This window comes from Streptomyces sp. ISL-11 (assembly GCF_018614525.1).
In the GTDB taxonomy this organism is placed as follows: Bacteria; Actinomycetota; Actinomycetes; order Streptomycetales; family Streptomycetaceae; genus Streptomyces.
This window is the reverse complement of record NZ_JAGGOL010000039.1, coordinates 34,259-58,873: the sequence shown is the minus strand read 5'-3', so window position 1 is coordinate 58,873 and position 24,615 is coordinate 34,259. Positions and strand designations below refer to the sequence as shown.

Genomic DNA, 24,615 nt, shown 5'->3' with positions numbered 1-24,615 from the left:
GGTCCTGGGATCATTCGGCTGCCTACCGGGGGAGGTTCCGCAGCCATACCTCGCAGGCGATCGTGGAATACAGGATCGCGTCCCGTAGCCCCGGCGTGGAGGGCCGCTGGGCCAGCGACCGCAAGGCGTCACCGTCGACCAGACCGAGCCGGGCCAAGTGCGAGTCCTCCCACAGTTTCATCAGGTCGCCCCGGTGCTCCCGCAACCCGTTGGATGCGTCCATCGATGCCTGGGCCTTGTTGCTGCGCGCCAAGCACACGTCGGGCACGACGCCGCGCATCGCGGCTGTGAGCAGCGGCTTGTAGGCCCAGGGCGTGACCCGCTCGGCGGGATCGACCGCCAGGCATGCCTCGATCACCCGGTCGTCGAAGAACGGTGAGGCCATCGGCACACCCGCCCGCGCGGCCATGCGATCCCACTGCCGCACGATGCGCGTGCAGATCCGGATCTGTTCCATGTCCGCGTGCATCCCTCGGTCGGGGTGCAACGGCTCGGCCCGCGCGGCCGCCTCGCGCAGTGCCCCCACCACGGTGTGCGCCGCTTCGGGCGTGACCCAGTCGAACAGGCGGGGCGACGTGCCCCAGCCCAGAGCACCGCTGACCGTGGCGGACATCGGGTCGCGCAACTGCCGCTCGCAGGACGCCAGCCACCGATCGTACGGCCGCGAGTCCGCCAGTACCCGCACGGTGGCCCCCAGTGGCCAGTGGAACAACGTCTTGAAGCCACGTAACTGCCGTAACGCCAGCAGCGGGCGCGTGCGCACCATGCGGTGGTAGTACGCCTCGGAACACCAGGCCACGTGGTCACCGCCCATGCCGGTGAGGTGCAGCCTGCTCCCGCGCCGGGCCATCTCCGGCAGGTGGTGAAGGACCCGCGCCCGGTCCATGACCCCGATGGTCGGTTCGTCCAGGAGGTCGTCGATGGTCAGCAGGTCGGTGTAGACCAGCGGGGATTCGTCGGCGTCCCAGACCACGTGCTCGATGCCCGGAAGGAAGCCGGCGGCCTGCTCGGCCCAGTACAGGTCGCTGTCGGCGGGATCTCGCCCCGGCCAGGTGCTGGCCACCACGCGCGCCGGCGAGGTGGCGGCCAGGAAGCAGATCGAGGTGGAGTCGAGACCACCGGAGAGGTCGCAACTGACCACCCCGCCTTCTTTCGTACGGACCCCGACAGCCTCGGCCAGCGCCTGGCGCACGAGCGGCGCGCCGTCGGCGAGGGAGCGCGTGGGCTCGGGCGGCGCCCACCACCGCGAACGCCGGACCGTACGTCCGTCGGACGCGACGATCAGGGCCTCCTCCGGAGCCACTGCCGTGACCCCGCGCCACAGTGACCTCTCGAACAACGGGTAGGGGACCGGCCACAGCAGCCGGACGGCGAGTTGTTCCTCGTCCGGTCCGGTACCGATCGCGGCGGCGAGCACGTCCGCGCTGGTGGCGGCCACGTGTACGCCGTCGACGGGCGCGTGGAACACCAGGCGCAGGCCGGACGCGGTGCCCTGCACGCGCACCTGCCCGTCGAGCGAAGCCACGAGGTGGAAGCTGCCGGGCAGGGAACGGGCCTGCGCGTCGAGCGCGGTCAGGTCACGCAACCGGCTTGCCTGACGGTCGAGTTCACTCTGGTCGACGGGGCAACAGCCCACCAGGGCGATGGCCGCCCGGCCGGCGCGTGCGGTGACGATCTCCTGGTCGCTCCAGCGGCCGATCAGCCACGGCCGTCCGGAGGGGTGGGCAAGGACACGGGACTCGGGGCGGAGGAAGAAGCGGGCCGCGGTGGCCGCGCCCTCGCAGTCCGGAAGGACCACGAAGTGCGCGTCACCGGGGCCCGCTCCCCCCGCCTCATGCGACGGGAACATGGCTACGAATCAGCCGACGCCTCAGTTCTTGCTGAGGACCAGGCGGTCGTTGCCGCGGAACTGCAGCAGCCCGGTCTTCTTGCGGAACGTGCCGAGCCGGGTGAGCGTCGGAGCCTCGTAAGCCTTCTTCATGACATCTCCTCGGTGTCGCGGCGTCTACACCCTGGCCGATGTGGGGCATACGTGCTCAGACCCCTGCCTCGGCGGGACACAGCGCAAAACCTTTTGCGCCCAGGGAGTTGAACGTATTAAAAGATTAGCTACACCCCGGGGGGACTTCGCAACCCCTGCCGGAAACCAACTGCAGTGAATTGCAGGATTCATCCACGTGAGGCGAACGCGTGGTGCGGGAGTGGATGAATGTGGCCTGTGGGGCGCTTCTTCGGGACAATGGCGCGCACGAGAACCGAAAAGAGTTACGACAAACGGAATGGGGTTCGACGCGCGGCTGCCGCCCCACCCGGATTCCGAGCCGGGCATTGCGGCAGCCACGCTCGAATTTACCTTCCGGCAGATAAATGGGGCTGGTGCGGGGTGGTCGGCCGACGGAGACCCGGTTACGGGCGGGGGTGGCGGTGAGGGCGATCCAGGCGTCCCGCTTGGGCCGCGCGCATGAAGGCGTGGAGCGCGCGCCGGGTGGCGGCTACCACCGTTCCGGGCTCGTCGCTTTCGCGTATGCGAATCGCGTCGTCGACGCGGGCGAGTTCGACGCACTCATTGCCCGAAGCGGAGGCCGAGAAGGAACTCTTCTGCCACGCGATCATCTATGCAACCTTCCTTCCTTGAGGGCATGTATGAAGGCGACGAGCCGATGCCGTGTGGTGGTTATGGCCATGTCGGGCTCGTCGCTTTCGCGAAGGAGCACGACGCCGTCCGTCCGGGCTAGTTCGACGCACTCGTTCCCCGTGGTGCCAGCCGAGTACGTGCTCTTCTGCCAAGCAAGTGGCGACAACATTCCGACCCCTACAGCTGTTGCTCAATACGACGAATGAGATTCCGCGACTCGGACGGCGGCAGCGCGGCCGCTTCCACCCTGTCCAGGACACCACGGTGGCCCGCGAGTTTCTCCTCATCGTCAACGAAGATGCTGCCGTGCACGGTGTCGAACTGAACCGTATCCAGCCTCCGGACGACCGCTTCCGCGTACAGCATGGAAAATGACGCTCCTGTAAAACCATCCTGTTCGAAAGGGACAACGCGCACAGTAGCTCCCGGCCGGTCAGCCGTCTCCAGAAGAAAACGCAGTTGGTCGCGCAAGACCTTCCGATCTCCCACTTTAATGCGCAGTGCGGCCTCATGGACGATGACATCTAGCCTTGGAGGATTCGTCCGGTCAAGGACTTGGCGGCGCCTCACGCGGAAGTCGACGATCGCCTCAACCTGTTGCGGCGGCAACTCCGGCATGGTGTCGCGGTAGAGGGAGCGCACATAATCTGCGGTCTGCAAGAGGCCAGGGATGTGCACGACTTGCAGCGCACGCAAACGCAGAGCATGGTGCTCCAACTCGGCCAGATCCAGAAGGACCGGACTCAGGACACCTCGGTAGTCCTCCCACCAGCCCCGCCCTCTGCGCCCGGTCATGGCAGCAAGTGCGTCCACCAACTCCGCGTCGTCGCAGCCGTACTGGGCCGCGAGCTTCCTCAAACGTTCCTCGCCGACACCGATGCGGGCGACCTCCATGTGGCTCATCTGCATCGGACTCACACCCAGCAGTTCCGCAGCCTCGCGGGAGGTCATTCCCGCGCGTTCACGCATCCTGCGCAGCTCCACGCCCAGACGGGCTTGGCGGGCGGTGGGCTCTGTTCTGGGCGTCATACGTCAACTCTCCCTGCTCCCCGACCTCGGCCACGACACGATTCCACGGCATGCCCCGATGGGGCGAACTCCCCAGAGCCGGTTGCGACGGTGCTATCTAGCACTCTACGTTGAGTGTTGCGCAGCTCACAGAGCAGCCTGATCCGGCCCCCGGAAGCGCACCGTCATGCCCGCATGACGACACTGACACCGGGGCCGCCCCCAACACCCCACCGCAGGAGGCATCGTGCTGCCCCTACCCGCTCCCGCGCACCTTCCCGCTCCCGCAGTCGAACCGTTCGAATACACCCTGCACGTCCCCCACGACCCCCGGGCCGTCCGCGTCGCCCGCACCACCCTCCGCGCCGCGCTCACCGCGCACGGACTCACCGAACTCGTCGGCCGGGCCGAACTGTTGGCCGGGGAGATGCTCACCAATGCCATCGTGCACACCACCGGCAACGCCGAACTACGCCTCCGCTGGTCGGAGTGGGCAATCCTGCGGATGACCGTCTGGGACAGCTGCCCCACCCCGCCCGACGCCCGCACCACCCACCCGTACAGCGACAACGGCCGCGGCCTGCACCTCCTCCAGACACTGTCCGACCGCTGGAACTACTTCTCGCTCCCCCGCGGCCTGACCACCACCGAGTCCAAAGCCGTCTGGTGCGAGATCAGCCGGAAGGTGCCCGCCGCGTGGGCGTGACGCGAAACAGGCCCGCCACCCCGAAGGGTGGCGTGCCTGTCACGAGTTCAGCGGCGGCGTCAGCGCTCGGTATCGCGCCGCGGGCGCCACACCACCAGCGCGCTCGTCTGCTGCACATCCTGGTACGGAACCAGATCGCGGCGGTACGAGGCGTGGACCGCGGCCTCGCGCTGCTGCATGGCCATGGCGGCGCCTTCCACCGCGCCCTGGAGTTCGGCGATGCGCGCCTTCAGCGCGGCCACCTGGTTCTCCAGCTCGATGATGCGCTTGATGCCGGCGAGGTTGATGCCCTCGTCCTGCGACAGCTGCTGCACCTGGCGGAGCAGTTCGATGTCGCGGGCCGAATAGCGGCGGCCGCGACCAGCCGTGCGGTCGGGGGAGACCAGGCCGAGGCGGTCGTACTGCCGCAGGGTCTGCGGATGCAGGCCCGACAGCTGGGCGGCCACGGAGATGACGTAGACCGGCGACTCGTCGGTCAGCTGAAAGGGCTGTGCCTGCTCGAAACGTCGTCGTCGGCCGTCCATCTCATGCTCCCTTCGCGGCCTTGAACAGCTCGGCCCTCGGATCCTCGCCCGCCGTCGCGGCGCGGTAACTCTCCAGGGCTTCACGCGCCTTGTCGTCGAGCTGCGTGGGTACGGTCACCTCGACGGTGACCAGCAGATCGCCGCGGGTGCCGTCCTTGCGGACGGCGCCCTTGCCCCTGGCGCGCATCGTACGGCCGTTGGGCGTACCCGCGGGCAGCTTGAGGGTGACCGGCGGGCCGCCGAGCGTCGGGACCTTCACCTCGGCGCCGAGCGCCGCCTCGTCGAACGAGACCGGCACGGTGACGGTGAGGTTGTCGCCCTTGCGGCCGAAGACCGGGTGACTGCCGACGTGCACGACGACGTACAGGTCGCCGCCCGGGCCGCCGCGTTCGCCCGGGGCTCCCTTGCCGCGCAGCCGGATCCGCTGGCCGTCGGAGACGCCCGCCGGGATACGGACCTGCATGGTGCGGGAGGAGGTGGCGCGACCGCTGCCCTTGCACGTGTCGCAGGGGTTCTCGGGGATGAGCCCGCGGCCCTTGCAGTCGGGGCAGGGGTCGGTCAGCGAGAAGCCGCCGCCCGAGCCGTGCGAGACCTGACCGGTGCCGACACAGGTCGGGCAGACCCGAGGCGTACCGTTTTTGTCGCCCGTGCCGGAGCACGCCTTGCAGGCCGCCGAGGAGGACATTCGCAGCGGGACCGTGGCCCCGTCGACCGCCTCGGTGAAGTTGAGCGACACCTCGGACTCGATGTCCTGGCCTCGGCGCGGCTGGGTGCGGGTGCCGGCGCCCCGGTTGAACAGACCGCCGAAGACGTCGCCGAGACCGCCGCCGAAGCCGCCGCCGGCCCCTCCGCCCTGGGCGCCGCCTCCGAAGAGGTCGCCCAGGTCGAAGTTGAACGAACCGCCGGCGCCGGCGCCGCCCGGCCCGGGACGGAAGCCACCGCTCCCGAACAGGGCGCGCGCCTCGTCGTACTCCTTGCGCCGCTTGGGATCGGCCAGGATGTCATTGGCCTCGGAGATCTCCTTGAAGCGCTCCTCGGCCTTGGCGTCGCCCTTGTTGGCGTCCGGGTGGTTCTCGCGGGCGAGCTTCCGGTACGCCTTCTTGATCTCGGCCTCGGTGGCGTCCTTGGGCACGCCGAGGACCTTGTAGTAGTCCTTCTCCACGAAGTCCTTCGTGCTCATCCTCGGCGCCCCTCCTTCCGGTCCCTGCGGTCGTTCATCGCGTCAGCCTTGATCGGGCCGGCCTGGATCGCGTCAGCCCTGGTCCGGGCCACCGCTCTCCTCGGCCGGCTCGTCGCCCTCGCCGTCGCCCTTCTGGGCGCCCGGCTGGGGCTCCGCCACGGCGACCCGCGCGGGGCGGATCGTCCGCTCGCCGATCCGATACCCCGGCTGCAGAATCTGCACGCACGTGGTCTCGGTGACGTCCGGCGCGTAGGAGTGCATCAGCGCCTCGTGCACCAGCGGGTCGAAGGGCTCGCCCTCCTTGCCGAACTGCTGGAGGCCCATCTTGGCGACGACCGTCTCCAGCGACTCGGCGACGGACTTGAAGCCGCCGACGAGCTCGCCGTGCTCACGGGCGCGGCCGACGTCGTCGAGCGTCGGGAGGAGCTCGGACAGGAGGTTCGCGATGGCGATCTCCTTGACCGTGACCCGGTCCCGCTCCACTCGGCGACGGTAGTTCTGGTACTCGGCCTGGAGCCGCTGGAGGTCCGCCGTGCGCTCGTTGAGCGCCGACTGGGCCTGGTCCAGCTGTGCCTGGAGCCCTACCTCGACCAGTTCTTCCCCGGTGGGGGCCGGGCCCGCCTTGTCGGCGGACCCGGCGCCCTGCGCCGCGTCTTCGGGGGTGGTGGCGTCGGAGGGGACTTCAGGCTTCTCGTTCTCGTTGAAGCCCGGGGTCTCCTCGGTCACGCCGCACCGCCCTTGGGCTTCTCGTCGTCCACGATCTCGGCGTCGACGACGTCGTCCTCGGCCTTGGCGTGACCGGCGCCGGCGCCCGCACCCTCGGCACCCTCGGCGCCGGCGGCACCCTGGGCGGCCTGGGCGTCGGCGTACATCGCCTGGCCGAGCTTCTGGCTGACCGCGGCGACCTTCTCGGTCGCGGTGCGGATCTCGGCCGTGTCCTCGCCCTTGAGCTTTTCCTTCAGCTCGGCGACGGCGGTCTCGACCTCGGTCTTGACGTCGGCCGGGACCTTCTCCTCGTTGTCCTTGAGGAACTTCTCGGTCTGGTAGACGAGCTGCTCGCCCTGGTTACGGGTCTCGGCGGCCTCGCGGCGGCGGTGGTCCTCCTCCGCGTACTGCTCGGCCTCCTGGCGCATCCGGTCGACCTCGTCCTTGGCGAGCGAGGAGCCGCCGGTGACGGTCATCTTCTGCTCCTTGCCCGTGCCGAGGTCCTTCGCGGTCACGTGCATGATGCCGTTGGCGTCGATGTCGAAGGAGACCTCGATCTGCGGGACGCCACGCGGGGCCGGCGGCAGGCCGGTCAGCTCGAACATGCCGAGCTTCTTGTTGTACGCCGCGATCTCGCGCTCGCCCTGGTAGACCTGGATCTGCACGGACGGCTGGTTGTCCTCGGCCGTCGTGAAGATCTCGGAGCGCTTGGTCGGGATCGTGGTGTTGCGCTCGATCAGCTTGGTCATGATGCCGCCCTTGGTCTCGATACCGAGGGACAGCGGGGTGACGTCGAGGAGCAGGACGTCCTTGACCTCACCCTTGAGGACACCGGCCTGGAGCGAGGCGCCGATGGCGACGACCTCGTCCGGGTTGACGCCCTTGTTGGCCTCCTTGCCGCCGGTCAGCTCCTTGACGAGCTCGGCGACGGCCGGCATGCGGGTGGAGCCGCCGACCAGGACCACGTGGTCGATCTCGGACAGGTTGATACCCGCGTCCTTGATGACGTTGTGGAACGGCGTCTTGCAGCGGTCGAGGAGGTCCGCGGTCAGCTGCTGGAACTGCGCGCGGGTGAGCTTCTCGTCCAGGTGCAGGGGGCCCTCGGCGGACGCCGTGATGTAGGGCAGGTTGATCGAGGTCTCGGTGGACGAGGACAGCTCGATCTTCGCCTTCTCAGCGGCCTCGCGGAGACGCTGGAGGGCCATCTTGTCCTTGGACAGGTCGACGCCGTGGCCGTTCTGGAACTGCTTGACCAGGTAGTCGACGACGCGCTGGTCCCAGTCGTCACCACCGAGGTGGTTGTCACCGTTGGTGGCCTTGACCTCGACGACGCCGTCGCCGATCTCCAGCAGCGAGACGTCGAACGTGCCGCCACCGAGGTCGAAGACGAGAATGGTCTGGTCGTCCTTGTCGAGACCGTAGGCCAGGGCGGCCGCCGTCGGCTCGTTGACAATACGCAGGACGTTCAGACCCGCGATCTCGCCGGCCTCCTTGGTCGCCTGACGCTCGGAGTCGTTGAAGTACGCCGGGACGGTGATGACCGCGTCGACGACCTTCTCGCCCAGGTATGCCTCGGCGTCCCGCTTCAGCTTCTGCAGGATGAAGGCGCTCATCTGCTGCGGGTTGAAGTCCTTGCCATCGATGTTGATCTTCCAGTCAGTGCCCATGTGGCGCTTGACCGAGCGGATCGTCCGATCGACGTTGGTGACTGCCTGACGCTTGGCGACCTCGCCGACGAGCACCTCGCCGTTCTTCGCGAAGGCGACGACGGACGGCGTGGTCCTGGCGCCCTCGGCGTTGGTGATGACGGTGGGCTCACCGCCTTCGAGAACACTGACGACGGAGTTCGTCGTACCCAGGTCGATGCCGACCGCACGTGCCATGTCGATTCCTCCAGCTGACTTGAGTGGAACAGACTCAAGGGTGCAACACGGATTCGCCGCTGTCAACGGAGCTGAGTCGGGGCGACTCAACTCTTATGCTGGACTTATGCGCAGGCAAGGGCCGGCAGGCGGCGTCACGGCAGGCCCAGGGCCCCCGCATCTCGCAGTGAGGCTGCCCTGAGCGACACAGATCACCGGCGGTGCGGCTATATCGCGCGCGGGTGAGTGAGTAGTCTCGTACGGACTGGATAAGTTACCCGTTAGTAATAGTTCGCTCTCGGAGGCCGAGGAGCCACCATGCAACTCGCCGCGATCATCGTGTCGCTGGTTCTCATCGCGGTCGGCGTCGCGCTGTTCGGCCGTGCCATCCTGCAGATCTACCGCTTCGTACGACTCGGCCAGCCCGTGGCCGCCGGAACCCGTACGGGCGACCCCACGCAGCGCACGGTCACGGTCGCCAAGGAATTCCTCGGCCATACGCGCATGAACAAGTGGGGCATCGTCGGCGTCGCGCACTGGTTCGTGGCGGTCGGCTTCTTCTCGCTGCTGCTGACGATCGTCAACGCCATCGGTCAGCTCTTCAAGGCCGACTGGCTCCTGCCGATCATCGGCGAATGGACCCCGTACAACGTCTTCGTCGAGTTCCTCGGCACGATGACCGCGCTCGGCATCCTGACCCTCATCGTCATCCGGCAGCTGAACCGGCCGGGCAAGCCGGGCCGCAAGTCCCGCTTCGCCGGCTCCAACACCGGCCAGGCGTACTTCGTCGAGGCCGTCATCCTCATCGTCGGCGTCTGCATCTTCATGCTGCACGCGCTCGAAGGCGCCCAGCACCACGTGGACGGCTACGATGCCTCGTTCTTCGTCTCGTACCCGGTTGTCTCGTGGCTGGAGGGGATGGACGTCTCGACGCTCCAGAACCTCACCTACTTCTTCGCGGGCCTGAAGATCGCGACGTCCTTCATCTGGATGATCACGGTCGCGCTGAAGACGGACATGGGCGTCGCCTGGCACCGCTTCCTCGCCTTCCCGAACATCTGGTTCAAGCGCGAGGCGAGCGGCGACGTCGCCCTCGGCGCGCTCCAGCCGATGGTCAGCGAGGGCAAGCCGATCGACTTCGAGGACCCGGGCGAGGACGACGTCTTCGGCGTCTCCAAGGTCGAGGAGTTCTCCTGGAAGGGCATCCTCGACTTCTCCACCTGCACCGAGTGCGGCCGCTGCCAGTCGCAGTGCCCCGCCTGGAACACCGGCAAGCCGCTGTCCCCGAAGCTGCTGATCATGGCCCTGCGCGACCACGCGCACGCCAAGGCGCCGTACCTGCTCGCGGGCGGCGGCAAGAACGCCGAGGGCGAGGAGAAGGCCACCGAGGAGCAGCTCAAGGACGTCCCGGCGGCAGCGCTGGCCGAGGCCGAGCGCCCGCTGATCGGCACCCTTGAGGAGAACGGCGTCATCGACCCGGACGTGCTGTGGTCGTGCACCACGTGCGGTGCGTGCGTCGAGCAGTGCCCGGTCGACATCGAGCACGTCGACCACATCGTCGACATGCGCCGCTACCAGGTGATGATCGAGAGCTCCTTCCCGTCCGAGGCGGGCACGATGCTCAAGAACCTGGAGAAGAAGGGCAACCCCTGGGGCCTCGCCAAGAAGCAGCGTCTGGCGTGGACCAAGGAGGTCGACTTCGAGATCCCGGTCGTCGGCAAGGACATCGAGGACCTCACCGAGGTCGACTACCTCTACTGGGTCGGCTGCGCCGGCGCCCTGGAGGACCGCGCCAAGAAGACCACCAAGGCGTTCGCGGAGCTCCTGCACATCGCGGGCGTGAAGTTCGCGATCATGGGCGGCGAGGAGAACTGCACCGGTGACTCCGCCCGCCGCCTGGGCAACGAGTTCCTGTTCCAGCAGCTCGGCCAGCAGAACGTCGAGATGCTGAACATGGCGTTCGGCGAGGATGCCGATGAGGGCGTCAAGGTCGAGAAGGCGAAGAAGAAGATCGTCGCGACCTGCCCGCACTGCTTCAACACCATCGCGAACGAGTACCCGCAGCTCGGCGGCGAGTACGAGGTCATCCACCACACCCAGCTGCTCCAGCACCTCATCGACGAGGGCAAGCTGATCCCGGTCACCCCGGTCGAGGGTCTGATCACCTATCACGACCCCTGCTACCTGGGCCGCCACAACAAGGTCTACACGCCGCCGCGCGAGATCATCGCGAAGGTGCCGGGCCTGCGCAACGAGGAGATGCACCGCCACAAGGAGCGCGGCTTCTGCTGCGGCGCGGGCGGCGCGCGCATGTGGATGGAGGAGCGGATCGGCAAGCGCATCAACAACGAGCGCGTGGACGAGGCGCTGGCCCTCAACCCGGACATCGTCTCCACCGCCTGCCCCTTCTGTCTCGTCATGCTGACCGACTCGGTCAACGGCAAGAAGAACGACGGCAAGGCCAAGGAGTCCATCCAGGTCGTGGACGTGGCCCAGCTGCTCCTCGACTCGGTCCGGACCCCGGCCCAGCCGGAGGAGGACGGCGAGAAGGCGGAGTCGCCGGAGCCGGAGCCGGTGAAGTAGCCGGTACGGATACGTAGCCGGTACGGACACGACGCCGTAGCCGCTACGGACACCACGACGGCCGGCCCCCGCGGGATGCGGGGGCCGGCCGTTGTCGTACCACCACCGTGTGGGCCGTTTACGCGGGCAGGTGCTCCAGCAGCACGTCCACGAACAGCTTCGGGTTCTCGAAGGGCAGCCCGTGCCCGGCGTCCACCTCCACGTACCGCGCTCCCGCGATGCGCTCGGCCAGCTCGCGCTGGTGGTGCGTCGGCACGATCTGGTCGTGGGCGCTCGCGATGACGACCGTGGGCGCGATGACGCGGCCGACCAGGTGCGAGATGTCCAGGTCGGCGTCCAGGCGGATCTGCCGGAGGATGCCGGGCTCGATCATCGAGGTGAAGCCCGCGGCGGCCGCCTCGAAGTCCTCGGTGCTACGGGCGCGCAGCGAGGCCGGGCCCATCGCGGTGATCTGGAGCAGCCGGGCGAAGAGCTCGGGATCGGTCCGTACGAGCCGCTCCCACAGGTCCGCCACGAACGCCAGCCAAGGGTCGGTCCGTACGAACCCCGCGTGCAGGACGAGCGAGCGCACGGCCTCCGGGCGCCGGCCGGCGATCGCGGCGGCCACGGACGCCCCGAGGGAGTGCCCGACGACGTGGTAGCTCTCCAGGCCGGCGTGCGCGGCGGCGGCCTCGGCCTGCCCGGCGAGCGTCTCCACCGTCAGCGGAAGGCCCTCGTCCGTGGTGCCGCCGGAGCCGGAGAGGTCCGGCGCCACCACGGTGAAGCGGTCGCGGACGGCGTCGATCAGCGGCCTCCAGTTGGTCTCCCCCGTGGCCCCCGTCCCGTGGACGAGCAGCAGGCCGGGGCCGGTGCCCTCCACCAGGTACTCGACCGCGCTCACGCCGCCTGCCTGCTCGATCTCCACAACGGGCATGCCCGTCCCCCCAAACAATCAGAAGTTTTATATCCATCAGAGCTCTGATGGTTGGCTCAGCATGCCCCCTGCCGCCGCAGGCGTCAATCCACACCCCACGGGCATCCACCGCCCCCCGGCTAGCCTTCTCTCCCATGAGCGCCGAAGAGAAGGTCCACGCCGCGGTGGACGCCCGCCTGGGCAGCCACATCAAGCGGGCCGAACAGGCCCTCATCTCGGAGAAGACCCGGGTCCTGCGCCCCTTCGGACTGACCGTTCCGCAGTACGCGGCCCTCTACACGCTCTCCCTGGCCCCCGGCTCCTCCGGCGCCGCCCTCGCGCGCTTCTGCTCGGTGACCCCGCAGAGCATGGCCTCGCTGCTCTCCGGCCTGGAGGCGAAGGCCCTGATCGAGCGCCGGCCGTCCCCCGACCACGCGCAGGCGCTCATCACCCGCCTCACGCCGGCCGGTACCGCACTGCTGGGCGAGGCGGACGCGGCGGCCCGGGCGGCCGAGGCGCGCCTCTCGGCGGCCTTCTCGGAGGAAGAGGAGCGCCTGCTACGCGAGTTGCTGGCACGGGCTGCGGCGGCGCTGGAGGCGCGATAGGCGGGGGGCGACCCTCAGAACACGGACTCCCGAGGGGCCGGTGCGGCATCGGCCCTGGCCCAGCCCGTTGTCGTACCGGCGTGCCATGGTGAACGCGCACGCGTCCGCACTCCAGCAGGAGCCACGCCATGGACTATGCCCGCATGCGCGCGATCGCCGATGAACTGATGGAACACGCTCCTGAACCGATCGCCGGTGTCGAGATCACGCCGGACGGAATCATCATGACGATGAGCCCGTCAGGCACTCACGAGCTCGTCGCCTGGAAGCTGCGCCGCCAGCTCGACCGCCAGATCCCGGACACTCTGGCGGCTCACACCGGCGGAGACGTGGAAGACCCCTCCATCGGCATTCTGCGACGGCCGGATCTGGTCGTCCTCCCGGTAGCCGCGATGGACACGCCTGGCCCCTTCCACCCACGGGATCTGACCCTGGCCGCCGAGATCGTCTCCCCGTCCAACCACGCCAACCACGCCAACCACGCCAACGACTATGCGCAGAAGATGCATGACTACCCGGCCATGGGCATCCCGTTCTACCTCCTGGTGGACCCGCGCAAGGGCATCATGGCGGTGATGTCCGACCCCGGCCCCGGGGCCGACGGACAGCCCCGCTACCGCGCCCGGCACGACTACGCGTTCGGCGACAGCGTGGTCATCGGCCAGTGGACCGTCGACAGCGCGGAGTTCCCCCTCTACCAATCCTGACGCGCTCTCATGTCCGTGACGGACCCCACGCCGTCATCCCGGCATCCCTTGACCTCAACAATGATTGAGGTCATAGCGTCGTCCACATGACGACGACACCTCGTGAGCTCCCCGGCACCACTCCCGCCCCCGCCCTCACCGACCTCACCGACCTCACCGACAGCACGGACCGCGCGGCCCTCGCCGCACAGCCCATCGGTTACTGGAGCTGGGTCGCCAACAAGGCCGTCATCCGGCACATCCAGAGCGCGATGGCCCGTACGGACATCAACCAGCCGCAGTGGTGGACGCTCAACCACGTCGAGGGCGCCGAGAACGGCCTCACCCGCGAGGAGGTCTCCGACCGGCTGCGCCCGTACCTGGACCTCGGCCCCGAGCTGGTGGAGCAGGCCGTCGACAGCCTCGTCGCCCGCGGCTGGCTCGCCGCCGGCGACGAGGACCGCCTCCACCTCACCGACGCCGGCCGGGAGGCCAAGCACCGGACCAAGGACCTCGTCGGCCGGCTGCGCGCGGAGATCCACGAGGGCATCACGGACGAGGAGTACGTGGCCACGCTCACCGTCCTCCAGCGCATGATCAGCAACGTGGGCGGGACGACCGGCAAGGACCGCCCCGCGGTCAAGACGACGCTGCGCTGAAGAGCCGCGCCGAAGGGGAAGCCGGTACTCCCCCTGACCTTTCCCCTAAGGGATGTCACAGCTCGGCAGCAAAGCCGGGCCCGTTCCCCCGGGCCCGGCTCGGCCGTGCCCGGGAGCGGGTACGTTCGAAGCGTGGCTGGATTCAGGATGGGACGCGGACGGGACTCTCAGGACCCCGGCCCCGCGCGGCAAGGACAGCGCCCGGGGCAGTACCAGGCTCCGTACGGTCAGGCTCCGCAAGGAGGGGCTCCGTACGGCGGTCAGGGTGGTCAGGGCGGTGGCCGGCAGTGGCAGGAGCCGTCGGCGTACGACGAGCCGGAGTACTTCGGCGGTGGTGCCCCGCAGCAGGGCTATCAGCAGCAGCCGTACGGGCAGCAGGGCTACGGTCAGCAGCCGTACGGCCAGGGCCCGGGCCCCGCGCACCCCCAGGACCCGTTCCACGGGCAGCGGCCGGCGGGCGACCCCGGCCACACCCAGCAGTTCAGCGTCGGCGAGGCCCCGGACGCGTACGGCCACCAGGACCCGTACAACGGCGGCCCCGACACATACGCCCCGCCGGCCGGCCCGCGCCTGCCGTGGAAGGAGCTGCTGACGGGCATCGTGCTGCGCCCGTCCGCGACCTTCTGGCAGATGCGCGACCACGCGGTGTGGGTGCCGGCCCTGATCGTCACGTTCGTCTACGGGCTGCTCGCCGTCTTCGGCTTCGACAAGGCCCGCGAGGACGTGCTGAACGCCTCGCTCTCCAACAGCCTGCCGTCGGTGCTGATCACCGGTGTCGTCGTGGTGGTCTCCGGCCTGATCCTCGGCGCGGTCACGCACACGCTGGCCCGCCAGCTCGGCGGCGACGGCATCTGGCAGCCGACGGTCGGCCTGTCGATGCTGATCATGTCCCTCACGGACGCACCGCGGCTGCTCTTCGCGATGTTCATGGGCGGCGACAGCCCGTTCGTCCAGGTGCTGGGCTGGGCGACCTGGCTGGTGGCGGGCGCGCTGTTCACGTCGATGGTGAGCAAGTCGCACGACCTGCCGTGGCCGAAGGCACTGGCGGCGTCGGCGATCCAGCTGATCGCGCTGCTGTCGATCATCAAGCTGGGCACGCTGTAGAACCCGTACACGGACGAAAGGGCCCCGCCGCGCTGAATGCGGCGGGGCCCTTCATGCGTACTGGATGCGTACTGGCTACGCGTCGAGGACCTGGCCCTCGCGCCGCACGACCGGCGGCTCGACGCTCCACGGGAAGTTGATCCACTCGTCGGTGCGCTTCCACACGTACTCGCACTTCACGAGCGACTGCTGCTTCTCGTAGATCACGGCGCTGCGGACCTCGGCGACGTGGTCGAGGCAGAAGTCGTGGACGAGCTTGAGCGTCTTGCCGGTGTCGGCGACGTCGTCGGCGATCAGGACCTTCTTGTTGGAGAAGTCGATCGCGTTGGGCACCGGGGCGAGCATGACCGGCATCTCCAGCGTGGCACCCACACCGGTGTAGAACTCGACGTTCACGAGGTGGATGTTCTTGCAGTCCAGCGCGTACGCCAGGCCGCCGGCGACGAAGACGCCGCCGCGCGCGATGGAGAGGATGATGTCCGGCTCGTAGCCGTCGTCCGCGATGGTCTGCGCCAGCTCACGGATGGCCTGCCCGAAGATGGGGTAGGTCAGGTTCTCGCGGATGTCACTCACTGTTGCTCTTCGCCTTGTTCCCTGGTCGCTCAGACCTGCGTGCGGTGGAAATTCTGGAAGGACCGGGAGGGCGTCGGCCCGCGCTGGCCCTGGTAGCGGGAACCGTGCTTCGCGGACCCGTAAGGATGCTCGACGGGTGAGGTCAGCCGGAACATGCACAGCTGCCCGATCTTCATCCCCGGCCACAGCTTGATCGGCAGCGTGGCCATGTTCGACAGCTCCAGCGTCACGTGCCCGGAGAAGCCGGGGTCGATGAAGCCGGCCGTCGAGTGCGTCAGCAGGCCGAGCCGGCCCAGGCTGGACTTGCCCTCCAGGCGGGAGGCCACGTCGTCGGGAAGGGTGATGACCTCGTACGTCGAGGCCAGCACGAACTCACCGGGGTGGAGGATGAACGCCTCGTCGCCCTCCGGCACCACCTCACGGGTGAGGTCCGCCTGCTCGACCGCGGGGTCGATGTGCGGGTACCGGTGGTTCTCGAACACCCGGAAGTAGCGGTCCAGCCGCACATCGATGCTCGACGGCTGCACCATCGATTCGTCGAACGGGTCGATGCGCACGCGGCCGGCGTCGATCTCGGTCCGGATGTCCTTGTCTGAGAGAAGCACGGGTCGAGGATACGCGGAGAACCGGGACAACGCGGGCCCGGTCCGAGTGGACCGGGCCCGCGCCTCCCTGTGGATGCTTCTCGTCAGCGCTTCTCGGACGCCACCGGTACGGAATGCCGCAGCCGGGCGCAGCGCGGGCAGCGCAGCAGCCGCCCGGGGCCGATCCGGCCGGGTCCGAGGTTCTGCATCGGGAACGAAGCGGTGCTGAACACGTGCCCTTCGACACAACGAACGACGGTGCGCTCCATCGAGTCCCTTTCCCCATGTACGTGAAAGACAAAAGCCACATTAGGGGATGCACGGGACGCGCTCGAAGGCGGCACTCCCGGGACCCCCCGGCGACTTGCCCCACCCCACGGTACGCCCCAACTCCCGCCCTCCGAGGCCGCGTCCCCACCCGCCCCACCACCCCCGGACACAGCAGGAAGGCCCCCGCGATCAATGCGCCGGGGGCCTGGGATGGGGTACAGTATGCGACGATGCGACGCCCGATACGGGCGCCCTCGCGGGTGTAGTTTAATGGTAGAACATGAGCTTCCCAAGCTCAGAGCGCGAGTTCGATTCTCGTCACCCGCTCTTTTCCTTCAAGGCCCAGGTCATCGACCGGGGCCTTTTGTGTGCCTTGCCGGAGTCGACGGCCAGCCGGACGTAAAGCTGCTCGCCCACCCCGTGCGGAGCGGCATGAGAAACCGGCTAAGCGGGCGTGGACTGCGGGTTCATCGCGTAGCTTCGGGGATTGATCGCCGAGGGAACGCAACCGACCCCGACTCCTGCACCCGGAGGCACCGAATGCCCGTAATGCCGGAATCTCGGCTAGTGAGTAAAAACGGCCGTCGCCCGTCTTAATCGCGCAGGTCAGCCGCTGTGGTCCCCGCGCATGCGGGGGTGGTCCCCTTGACTCGTACAACTGGTTTTGCACTGGTTGGTGGTCCCCGCGCATGCGGGGGTGGTCCCAGTTCCTTACGGAGATCTTCCCGGGTATGCCGGTGGTCCCCGCGCATGCGGGGGTGGTCCCTTGTAGGCATTGAAGGTGGACGAGATGGTCTGCGTGGTCCCCGCGCATGCGGGGGTGGTCCCAGGAGCGACCCGGCAAGGGCGAACCAGATGAGGTGGTCCCCGCGCATGCGGGGGTGGTCCCCTGGGAGACCCGCGTGGTCCGTACCGAGCAGGGTGGTCCCCGCGCATGCGGGGGTGGTCCCCCGGGGTGCTGGTTCCCCGGCTCCTTAGCGGAGTGGTCCCCGCGCATGCGGGGGTGGTCCCTAGCCAACCCGACGAAGGGAAGGAACAGATGAGTGGTCCCCGCGCATGCGGGGGTGGTCCCTCACTGCGCGCAGCAGTGCGGATGCTCGCTGCGTGGTCCCCGCGCATGCGGGGGTGGTCCCCGGTACGCCGGCCCGAGGAACGGATAGGCGGCGTGGTCCCCGCGCATGCGGGGGTGGTCCTGCCCCGGTCTCCGCCCGCAGCCGTACGAAGAGGTGGTCCCCGCGCATGCGGGGGTGGTCCCCCAACCGGTCATCTCGACACGAAGGAACCTTTGTGGTCCCCGCGCATGCGGGGGTGGTCCCGCCGCCACGCCCCCGGGCACCCTCGTTGACGTGTGGTCCCCGCGCATGCGGGGGTGGTCCCCTGGGCGGCGGTCCGGAATTCCCCCTCCTCGAGTGGTCCCCGCGCATGCGGGGGTGGTCCCGGGGACGCTGACCGGGCCGTCACCGCAGTCCTGTGGTCCCCGCGCATGCGGGGGTGGTCCCCGGCCGGTTCGGCCTGGTTTGGTCTGGACAAGGTGGTCCCCGCGCATGCGGGGGTGGTCCCGCCTCGGCCTCCTTCACGACGTGGTGGAAGACGTGGTCCCCGCGCATGCGGGGGTGGTCCCGTCAGCCGACCCGAGCCCGGCTCCCGCATCGCCGTGGTCCCCGCGCATGCGGGGGTGGTCCCAACGCATAGCCGTGCCCGGCAATCCCGGCGAGGTGGTCCCCGCGCATGCGGGGGTGGTCCCATCTGCGGGAGCTCGCCGAGGACGTCGGCCTTGTGGTCCCCGCGCATGCGGGGGTGGTCCCGACCAGCGCGCCATTCAGACCCGTCTGAAGGTGTGGTCCCCGCGCATGCGGGGCTCGCAGCAGACTCGACCAGCTACCAGCTACCAGCTACCAGCTGCCCATTAAGCAGATCCACCCAACCGAGGACCTCTCTTTCCCTGCACTGCAAGAGAGTTACGACAGGAGCACGCTCCGCAGTGCTACCGTGACGCACGCCCTTCAGGGGCCGCCGGCCCCGAAGCTCAGGATCCGGCTAAGGGGCCGAGCCCGTCATACCTCCTGGTGGAGCGAGAAGGCCGAGCTTGGCCCGCCCCTACTGATCCCGACAGCTCGCCAACATCCGCTTGTGCGGATACGCCTTCCACCGCTCGCAGCCGCCCCATTCCGCCACGCACATCGCGAAGAGGGCTCAGCCATGTCCCATACGCCTACACGCGGAGCCACCTCCGGCGAGGCACCCTTCGCCCACCTCTCCCCAGCCGCCCGGACCGCCTGGGCCAAACACGATCGGCGAACCGACGGATGGATGCCACTGTGGCGACACATGGCCGACAGCGCCTCCGTAGCCGGCCAGTTATGGGATGAATGGGTTCCCGGCAACGTCAAGTCTCTTGTGGCCGAGTCACTCCCAGGTGGCAATGACGACGCACGTCGACTCGTCGTGTTCCTCGCTGCCGCTCACGATGCGGGCAAGGCCACCTGCGCCTTCGCCTGCCAAGTGGAATCCCTCGCCGACTGCATGCGAGCCGCCGGTCTCGACATGCTCTCCGCCAAGGAATACGGCACCGATCGACGAATGGCGCCCCACGGGTTAGCCGGTCAACTGCTGCTTCAGGAGTGGCTGTCCGAGCGCCACGGAATGAGCGCCCGGGCATCCGGGCAATTCGCCGTCGTGGCAGGCGGCCATCACGGAACTCCCCCCGAGCACCAGCAGATTCATGACCTTCAGCTCCGGCCCCGCCTGCTGCGGCACCCCGGCGCGAGCGAGGCAGTGTGGCGGCACGTCCAGTACGAGCTGATGGACGGATGCGCCGAACTCGCGCAGGTCGTCGGGCGGTTACCCGCTTGGCAATCAGTGCGACTCCCACAAACCGTCCAGGTACTGCTCACCGCCATCGTGATCCTCTCCGATTGGATAGCCAGCGCCCCCGAGCTGTTCCCCTACGACCCCGCCTCCTGGCAACCCTCCGGCTCAGTCGGTGAGGCTCGCCGGCTCAGGGCGGCATGGCAGGGTCTCGATCTGCCGGGACCGTGGTTACCCACGGAACCTGACCGGTCGGCCAAGGCACTGTTCGCAGAGCGTTTCGATCTGCCTGCCGGGGCTGAGGTCAGACCGGTCCAGGCCGAGGCCGTTCGAATGGCCCGGCTCATGCCCGCCTCCGGCCTGCTGATGATCGAGGCGCCCATGGGCGAGGGCAAAACCGAGGCCGCGTTTGCCGCGGCGGAGATCCTGGCCGCCCGAACAGGGGCAGGCGGATGCCTGGTGGCCCTCCCCACTCGCGCCACAGGCGACGCGATGTTCCCCCGTCTCCTGGACTGGCTGGGGCGCTTGCCCCTCGACGGCCCACGATCGGTCGTACTGGCGCATGCCAAGTCCGCGCTCAATGACCTCTGGGCAGGCATGATGCGCTCGGGCCACCGCGCAATCGCCGCCGTCGAGCTGGACCGCCCCGACCGGGTGGGCGAAGTGCGGGCCGCGCGCTCCGAGCCAGCCGGGCTGCACGCACATCAGTGGCTCCGCGGACGGAAGAAGTCGCTTCTGGCCTCCTTCGCCGTGGGAACCATCGACCAAGTTCTGTTCGCCGGGCTCAAGAGCCGGCATCTGGCGCTACGGCACCTGGCCGTTGCCGGCAAGGTCGTCATCATCGACGAGGTTCACGCGTACGACGCCTACATGAGCCGTTACCTTGACCGCGTACTGGAATGGCTCGCCGCCTACCGCGTGCCGGTCGTGCTGCTCTCGGCCACCCTCCCGGCGGCGCGTAGGCAGGCTCTGGCCGCTGCCTACTCAGGATCGGGCACGGCGCTCGATGTCCCCGACAACGCGTATCCCTTGATCACAGCCGTCGCGCCAGGCCTTCCGACTCGTACCACCGAGCCCGCAGCAGCCTCGGATCGCCGGACGGAGGTGTCATTGGAACGGCTGGACGACGACCTCGCGCTGCTCGCCGACCGGCTGCAGACAGAACTGAGCGGGGGCGGCTGCGCGTTGGTCGTCCGCAACACTGTGGATCGGGTGCTGGAAGCGGCCGACGCCTTGCGGGAGCGGTTCGGCGACGACGCGGTGACCGTCGCTCACTCCCGGTTCCTGGCCGCCGACCGGGCTGCCAACGACGTCAAGCTGCGGGAGCGCTTCGGCCCAGGTGGGGACCGACCAGCCGGTCCCCACGTAGTCGTGGCCAGCCAGGTCGTCGAGCAGTCACTCGATGTGGACTTCGACCTGCTCGTCACCGACCTGGCCCCTGTCGACCTCCTGCTCCAGCGTATGGGGCGTCTGCACCGACACCCTCGGACCCGACCCCGTCGGCTGTCCACAGCCCGTTGCCTGGTGACCGGGGTGAACTGGCAGGCGGAACCCCCTCTGCCCGCACGCGGCTCGCGCGCCATCTACCCGCCGTACACGCTGCTGCGGGCACTCGCTGTCCTGGGCCCCCATATGGACGGCGCGGCCCTCGTGCTCCCGGAGCACATCAGCCCGCTGGTTCAGGCCGCCTACGGGGAGGGCGACGTCGGGCCGGTGAGCTGGTCCGAGGAGATGAGCACGGCCCGCGCCGACCACCTGCGGCTCCTGGCAGAGAAACAGGAGAAGGCCGAGGCGTTCCTCCTCGCCCCGGTCCGCCGGGCGGGGCGGCCGGTGTATGGCTGGCTGGGTGCCAACGCAGGGGATGTGGACGACAGCCGTACGGGCCGCGCCCAGGTACGGGACGGTGAGGAAAGTCTGGAGGTGCTCGTAGTCCAGCGGCGGCGGGACGGCGGGCTGACCACTGTGCCGTGGCTCGGTGATGGTCGGGGTGGCCTGGAGCTGCCCACTGATTTCCCACCGTCCAGGCGCGCTGCAGAGGCCGTCGCGGCGAGTGCGATCACGTTGCCCTGGCAGTTCTCCAAACCGTGGGTGATCGACCGGACCATCGATGAGCTCGAGCGATTTGTGGTGCGGGCCTGGCAAGTGAAGGAATGCCCCTGGTTGGCAGGAGAGTTGATGCTCGTTCTCGATGAGGATTGTCAGACCCCTCTGGGAGGCTTCGTTCTCAGGTACAGCAGCGCCGACGGACTGCGGGTGTCGTCCGCCGACGCGTCCGCGCCCTCGCCTGCCGTATCCGAGGGCGGACTCGATCCAGGAGAGGACGACGACGTTGATCACGAGAAGGTGGCGGGCAGTCCCGCCTCTCACGGATCCTCCGCGCTTACGGTCCCCTGCCGCCGTGCCCCCGAGTCCGACGACCCGGAGGAGGTGAGCTCCTTGGCATCTCGGGACTTGTCAACGCCTCCACTGTCGTCCTCCTTCGACCTCACCACGTCCCCCTGGCTGCCGGTCCAGTGGCTCGACGGACGCACGGAGGAGCTGTCACTGCGGGACGTCTTCGCCCACGCACATGACGTGCGACGCCTGGTGGGGGATGTACCCACCCAAGAATTCGCGCTGCTCCGGCTACTGCTCGCGATTCTGTACGACGCCCTCGACGGTCCTGCGGAGCTGGAGGACTGGAGCGAGCTGTGGCAGTCCCGGGATCCATTCGGCGCCGTCCCCGGCTATCTCGACACCCACCGGCACCGCTTCGATCTGCTGCACCCGGACGACCCGTTCTTCCAAGTGGCCGACTTGTGCACGGAGAAGAACGAGGTCGCCTCGCTCAACCGGATCGTGGCCGACGTCCCGAACGGTGATCCCTTCTTCGCCATGCGCCACCCAGGTGTGGAACGGCTTACCTACGCCGAGGCGGCCCGGTGGCTGGTGCACACGCACGCCTACGACTCTTCCGGTATCAAGTCCGGCATGGCGGGTGACACCCGAGCCAAGGCGGGAAAGGTCTACCCACTGGGCGTGGGATCCGCCGGCAATCTGGGCGGAGTATTCGCCGAGGGTACGAACCTGCGCGAGACCCTGTTGCTGAATCTGATCCCACTCGCCGAGGGCATCGTGGACGGCGCGAGCGGTGAAGGAGCGGAAGACAGCGACCTGCCCGCCTGGAAGCGCCCTTCCCCCGGTCCCGGACAGATGGAGGAAGCCGGGCATACCCACCGGCCGACCGGTCTCCGTGACCTCTACACATGGCAGTCCCGGCGTGTTCGGCTGCATGCCGAGAACGGTGAGGTGACCGGTGTCGTCCTCGGCTACGGAGACCCTCTCGCCCTATCCGCGCCCTGGAAGCTGGAACCCATGTCGACCTGGCGGCGCAGCGCCGCCCAGGAGAAGAAACGGGGCCGGTCGCCCGTCTACATGCCGCAACAGCACGACCCGAGCCGGGCGGCCTGGCGGGGGCTGGCATCTCTTCTCCCTGCCAGGCGCTCCGCGACGGACGACTCAGGCAGTGGGGAAGCGCCCCGATCGCTCCCCTCAGGGGTCGTCAATTGGTACTCGATGCTTACCACTGAGGGAGAGCTCGATCCGCTCTCGCTGCTCCGGGTGCGGATCGTCGGAGCTGTGTACGGCACCCAGCAGTCCGTCGTGGACGAGATTGTGGATGACGCCGTCGTCTTTCCTGTCGTCCTGCTGCATCAGGAGCACCCCGCATACGGAGCCACCGCAGTCGACGCCATGACCGACGCGGAAAACGCTGTCCGCGCTCTCGGCCAGCTTGCAGGCAATCTGGCCCGGGCCACAGGGGCGGACCCCGCGCCGCCCACGGCGACCGCCCGGGATCTCGGGTTCGGAGAGCTCGACGGACCGTATCGGAAGTGGCTGACGGGCCTGGCCACACACTCCGACCTTGAGGCTGCCAGGCAGCAGTGGCAGACCCAGGTACGCCACCGCACCGTCCGGCTCAGCCGGGGGCTGCTCGACTCCGCGGGGCCGGCTGCGTCGGAGGGACGGGTTGTCGATGCCCCCGAAGGCAGCAGGCTCTGGATCAACGACGCCCGGGCAGACCTTTGGTTCCGGTGGCGGCTGAACCGGGTGCTGCCTCTGGCAGCCCGGGCATCGGAGGGGCCAGGCCCCGCAGAACCGAGGACCAACGCGCCCGGTCCGGTTCCGCTTCCCGCCCAGGCCCCCGCCTCACTCACCACTCAAGAGCCCATCAGCCATGACGACGACCAGATGGGGGCCGCCGTATGACCACCACAACACAGCCATCCGGAGGCGGTGCAGCGGTCGGTCCGTCAGGCGCTCCGTCACACTCGCCCGGTGGCCACCGCCCCGAGCCGTCCCTTCCTGGACGGGCCACGGTGGCCTGTGTCAGCCGGCTTCAGACCATGTACCGCAAGGACGATCCGGCCGCCGTGGCGACTCTGGCGCGGCTACGGCGAGGCGTCGGGCAGCACCCGTACGATTCCCCCGGCACCTGGGGCATCGACGGTCTGGAAGAGCTGGCTCGCTTACGGGAAAGAGAGCAGTGGCTTGCCTCGTCGGGCACGAAAGGCAGCGAAGCGCCACCCAAGTTCTTTTCTGCCGAACAGCGGCGCAGGGACGAACGAAGGATGGATTCCGAGGAAGGAGCGGTCCACCTCGCGGTGACCCTCTGGGCCCTCCACCAGCAGTCCATCGGGGACGCAAATATGCACGACTTCGAATGGCCCCTGGGACGGGCGGTCCGGCGACTGGCCGAGGGGAAGGCCGGTACGGGGAACGCGGGCGCGGCGGAGGAGCAGGGTTCCCGGAAGACCGCGGCTCACCCCGACGACGGGCTGAGTGAGGCGTTGCGCAAACGCTTCGTATGCATCGGCACCGCGAATTCCTTCGACTCGTTGTCCATCCGGCTCCGCGAGATGGTTCTGTTGCTGCGCACCGCGCGGATCCCCCTCGACTACGGGCGCCTCGCCGGCCAGCTCTGCTCATGGCAGGACGAAAGGCGACGGAGCGAAGTGCGCCGGGCCTGGGGTCGCGAGTTCCATCTCGCCTTCGGAGACAGCGCACGGGCACGTGTCGCGGGGCAGGCGGCCCCCCGTACGGGCGCCCCGGAGGCAGCTTCTTCGCCTGGTGGCCAAGGCGGCGAGGACGTCGATCAAGGCGATGACGAAGGCGACTTCTACGGCTCCGGCGAATGAGTCTCCAGCTTCCGGCATGCCCCACGGGCTCTCTCCGAACCACTCCCTCACACT

At 68.7% G+C, this 24,615-nt stretch carries 21 protein-coding genes, 1 tRNA gene and 1 CRISPR repeat array; of the genes, 9 read left to right on the top strand and 13 right to left on the bottom strand.

Features of this window, described 5'->3' with window-relative positions; genetic code table 11:
* Positions 1–22: 22 nt before the first annotated feature.
* The 5 genes from J7E86_RS10920 to J7E86_RS10900 form a co-directional block, all read right to left on the bottom strand.
* Positions 23–1,849, bottom strand: coding sequence for a lasso peptide isopeptide bond-forming cyclase (locus J7E86_RS10920; protein WP_215081377.1), 1,827 nt, complete (start codon positions 1,847–1,849; stop codon positions 23–25).
* A gap of 21 nt (positions 1,850–1,870) precedes the next feature.
* The gene (locus tag J7E86_RS10915; protein WP_215081376.1) at positions 1,871–1,981 is read right to left on the bottom strand and encodes a keywimysin-related RiPP; all 111 of its coding nucleotides are present in this window, start codon (positions 1,979–1,981) and stop codon (positions 1,871–1,873) included.
* A 425-nt stretch (positions 1,982–2,406) separates the two neighbouring features.
* Positions 2,407–2,613 carry a DUF397 domain-containing protein gene (locus tag J7E86_RS10910; protein WP_215081375.1) on the bottom strand — a complete coding sequence of 69 codons (207 nt, stop codon included), beginning with the start codon at positions 2,611–2,613 and terminating at the stop codon, positions 2,407–2,409.
* Positions 2,610–2,804, bottom strand: a complete 195-nt coding sequence (locus J7E86_RS10905) for a DUF397 domain-containing protein (RefSeq protein ID WP_215081374.1) — start codon at positions 2,802–2,804, stop codon at positions 2,610–2,612. Before J7E86_RS10905 ends, J7E86_RS10910 begins: the two co-directional genes overlap by 4 nt.
* 8 nt (positions 2,805–2,812) lie before the next feature.
* Complete coding sequence (locus J7E86_RS10900) at positions 2,813–3,664, bottom strand: helix-turn-helix transcriptional regulator (RefSeq protein ID WP_215081373.1); 852 nt, start codon at positions 3,662–3,664, stop codon at positions 2,813–2,815.
* Positions 3,665–3,890: 226 nt separating this feature from the next.
* Between J7E86_RS10900 and J7E86_RS10895 the strand changes: the two genes are divergently transcribed.
* Positions 3,891–4,349, top strand: a complete 459-nt coding sequence (locus J7E86_RS10895; RefSeq protein WP_308312549.1) for an ATP-binding protein — start codon at positions 3,891–3,893, stop codon at positions 4,347–4,349.
* 59 nt (positions 4,350–4,408) lie between these two features.
* Here the strand turns inward: J7E86_RS10895 and J7E86_RS10890 are convergent, their stop codons facing one another.
* From J7E86_RS10890 to dnaK, 4 genes are all read right to left on the bottom strand, one after another.
* Positions 4,409–4,873, bottom strand: coding sequence for a heat shock protein transcriptional repressor HspR (locus tag J7E86_RS10890; protein ID WP_215081372.1), 465 nt, complete (start codon positions 4,871–4,873; stop codon positions 4,409–4,411).
* Position 4,874: 1 nt separating this feature from the next.
* Positions 4,875–6,053 carry a molecular chaperone DnaJ gene (gene dnaJ / locus J7E86_RS10885; RefSeq protein WP_215081371.1) on the bottom strand — a complete coding sequence of 393 codons (1,179 nt, stop codon included), beginning with the start codon at positions 6,051–6,053 and terminating at the stop codon, positions 4,875–4,877.
* A 72-nt stretch (positions 6,054–6,125) separates the two neighbouring features.
* Positions 6,126–6,779 (bottom strand): nucleotide exchange factor GrpE, encoded by a 654-nt coding sequence (gene grpE, locus J7E86_RS10880; RefSeq protein ID WP_215081370.1) that lies wholly within the window; start codon positions 6,777–6,779, stop codon positions 6,126–6,128.
* Entirely contained in the window at positions 6,776–8,641 is a 1,866-nt protein-coding gene (gene dnaK, locus J7E86_RS10875; RefSeq protein ID WP_215081369.1) for a molecular chaperone DnaK, read from the bottom strand. Before dnaK ends, grpE begins: the two co-directional genes overlap by 4 nt.
* A gap of 297 nt (positions 8,642–8,938) precedes the next feature.
* Here dnaK and J7E86_RS10870 point away from each other — a divergent pair, with 297 nt between their 5' ends.
* Positions 8,939–11,203, top strand: coding sequence for a (Fe-S)-binding protein (locus J7E86_RS10870; RefSeq protein ID WP_215081368.1), 2,265 nt, complete (start codon positions 8,939–8,941; stop codon positions 11,201–11,203).
* A 118-nt stretch (positions 11,204–11,321) separates the two neighbouring features.
* Here J7E86_RS10870 and J7E86_RS10865 read toward each other — a convergent pair whose 3' ends face one another.
* The gene (locus tag J7E86_RS10865) at positions 11,322–12,116 is read right to left on the bottom strand and encodes an alpha/beta fold hydrolase (RefSeq protein WP_215081367.1); all 795 of its coding nucleotides are present in this window, start codon (positions 12,114–12,116) and stop codon (positions 11,322–11,324) included.
* 134 nt (positions 12,117–12,250) lie between these two features.
* On the opposite strand from J7E86_RS10865, the gene J7E86_RS10860 reads away from it, so the two are divergent.
* The 4 genes from J7E86_RS10860 (at position 12,251) to J7E86_RS10845 (ending at position 15,149) form a co-directional block, all read left to right on the top strand.
* On the top strand, positions 12,251–12,700 hold the full coding sequence (locus tag J7E86_RS10860; RefSeq protein WP_215081366.1) for a MarR family winged helix-turn-helix transcriptional regulator: 450 nt from the start codon (positions 12,251–12,253) through the stop codon (positions 12,698–12,700).
* A gap of 128 nt (positions 12,701–12,828) precedes the next feature.
* On the top strand, positions 12,829–13,407 hold the full coding sequence (locus J7E86_RS10855; protein ID WP_215081365.1) for a Uma2 family endonuclease: 579 nt from the start codon (positions 12,829–12,831) through the stop codon (positions 13,405–13,407).
* Positions 13,408–13,493: 86 nt separating this feature from the next.
* The gene (locus J7E86_RS10850; protein WP_215081364.1) at positions 13,494–14,045 is read left to right on the top strand and encodes a MarR family winged helix-turn-helix transcriptional regulator; all 552 of its coding nucleotides are present in this window, start codon (positions 13,494–13,496) and stop codon (positions 14,043–14,045) included.
* Between the two features lie 147 nt (positions 14,046–14,192).
* On the top strand, positions 14,193–15,149 hold the full coding sequence (locus tag J7E86_RS10845; RefSeq protein ID WP_215081397.1) for a Yip1 family protein: 957 nt from the start codon (positions 14,193–14,195) through the stop codon (positions 15,147–15,149).
* A gap of 75 nt (positions 15,150–15,224) precedes the next feature.
* Here the strand turns inward: J7E86_RS10845 and J7E86_RS10840 are convergent, their stop codons facing one another.
* From J7E86_RS10840 to J7E86_RS31585, 3 genes are all read right to left on the bottom strand, one after another.
* Entirely contained in the window at positions 15,225–15,722 is a 498-nt protein-coding gene (locus J7E86_RS10840) for a phosphoribosyltransferase (protein ID WP_215081363.1), read from the bottom strand.
* A 29-nt stretch (positions 15,723–15,751) separates the two neighbouring features.
* Positions 15,752–16,327: a dCTP deaminase gene (gene dcd / locus J7E86_RS10835; RefSeq protein WP_030366976.1), complete on the bottom strand. Its 576-nt coding sequence runs from the start codon at positions 16,325–16,327 to the stop codon at positions 15,752–15,754.
* A gap of 83 nt (positions 16,328–16,410) precedes the next feature.
* Entirely contained in the window at positions 16,411–16,539 is a 129-nt protein-coding gene (locus tag J7E86_RS31585) for a hypothetical protein (RefSeq protein ID WP_285439676.1), read from the bottom strand.
* A gap of 293 nt (positions 16,540–16,832) precedes the next feature.
* On the opposite strand from J7E86_RS31585, the gene J7E86_RS10830 reads away from it, so the two are divergent.
* From J7E86_RS10830 to casB, 3 genes are all read left to right on the top strand, one after another.
* Positions 16,833–16,903: transfer RNA gene (locus J7E86_RS10830), tRNA-Gly, on the top strand.
* 288 nt (positions 16,904–17,191) lie between these two features.
* Positions 17,192–18,442: direct repeats of the CRISPR family, unit length 29 nt; unit sequence GTGGTCCCCGCGCATGCGGGGGTGGTCCC.
* A 333-nt stretch (positions 18,443–18,775) separates the two neighbouring features.
* The gene (casA, locus tag J7E86_RS10825) at positions 18,776–23,632 is read left to right on the top strand and encodes a type I-E CRISPR-associated protein Cse1/CasA (RefSeq protein ID WP_215081362.1); all 4,857 of its coding nucleotides are present in this window, start codon (positions 18,776–18,778) and stop codon (positions 23,630–23,632) included.
* 137 nt (positions 23,633–23,769) lie between these two features.
* The gene (gene casB, locus J7E86_RS10820) at positions 23,770–24,561 is read left to right on the top strand and encodes a type I-E CRISPR-associated protein Cse2/CasB (RefSeq protein WP_215081361.1); all 792 of its coding nucleotides are present in this window, start codon (positions 23,770–23,772) and stop codon (positions 24,559–24,561) included.
* Positions 24,562–24,615: the final 54 nt, after the last annotated feature.

Excerpts from the sequence above, each read along its gene's own strand:
- J7E86_RS10920 (WP_215081377.1), bottom strand. The coding sequence starts at position 1,849 with ATGTTCCCGTCGCATGAGGCGGGGGGAGCGGGCCCCGGTGACGCGCAC.
- J7E86_RS10915 (WP_215081376.1), bottom strand. The coding sequence starts at position 1,981 with ATGAAGAAGGCTTACGAGGCTCCGACGCTCACCCGGCTCGGCACGTTC.
- J7E86_RS10910 (WP_215081375.1), bottom strand. The coding sequence starts at position 2,613 with ATGATCGCGTGGCAGAAGAGTTCCTTCTCGGCCTCCGCTTCGGGCAAT.
- J7E86_RS10905 (WP_215081374.1), bottom strand. The coding sequence starts at position 2,804 with ATGTTGTCGCCACTTGCTTGGCAGAAGAGCACGTACTCGGCTGGCACC.
- J7E86_RS10900 (WP_215081373.1), bottom strand. The coding sequence starts at position 3,664 with ATGACGCCCAGAACAGAGCCCACCGCCCGCCAAGCCCGTCTGGGCGTG.
- J7E86_RS10890 (WP_215081372.1), bottom strand. The coding sequence starts at position 4,873 with ATGGACGGCCGACGACGACGTTTCGAGCAGGCACAGCCCTTTCAGCTG.
- dnaJ (WP_215081371.1), bottom strand. The coding sequence starts at position 6,053 with ATGAGCACGAAGGACTTCGTGGAGAAGGACTACTACAAGGTCCTCGGC.
- dnaK (WP_215081369.1), bottom strand. The coding sequence starts at position 8,641 with ATGGCACGTGCGGTCGGCATCGACCTGGGTACGACGAACTCCGTCGTC.
- J7E86_RS10870 (WP_215081368.1), top strand. The coding sequence starts at position 8,939 with ATGCAACTCGCCGCGATCATCGTGTCGCTGGTTCTCATCGCGGTCGGC.
- J7E86_RS10865 (WP_215081367.1), bottom strand. The coding sequence starts at position 12,116 with ATGCCCGTTGTGGAGATCGAGCAGGCAGGCGGCGTGAGCGCGGTCGAG.
- J7E86_RS10860 (WP_215081366.1), top strand. The coding sequence starts at position 12,251 with ATGAGCGCCGAAGAGAAGGTCCACGCCGCGGTGGACGCCCGCCTGGGC.
- J7E86_RS10855 (WP_215081365.1), top strand. The coding sequence starts at position 12,829 with ATGGACTATGCCCGCATGCGCGCGATCGCCGATGAACTGATGGAACAC.
- J7E86_RS10850 (WP_215081364.1), top strand. The coding sequence starts at position 13,494 with ATGACGACGACACCTCGTGAGCTCCCCGGCACCACTCCCGCCCCCGCC.
- J7E86_RS10845 (WP_215081397.1), top strand. The coding sequence starts at position 14,193 with ATGGGACGCGGACGGGACTCTCAGGACCCCGGCCCCGCGCGGCAAGGA.
- casA (WP_215081362.1), top strand. The coding sequence starts at position 18,776 with ATGTCCCATACGCCTACACGCGGAGCCACCTCCGGCGAGGCACCCTTC.
- casB (WP_215081361.1), top strand. The coding sequence starts at position 23,770 with ATGTACCGCAAGGACGATCCGGCCGCCGTGGCGACTCTGGCGCGGCTA.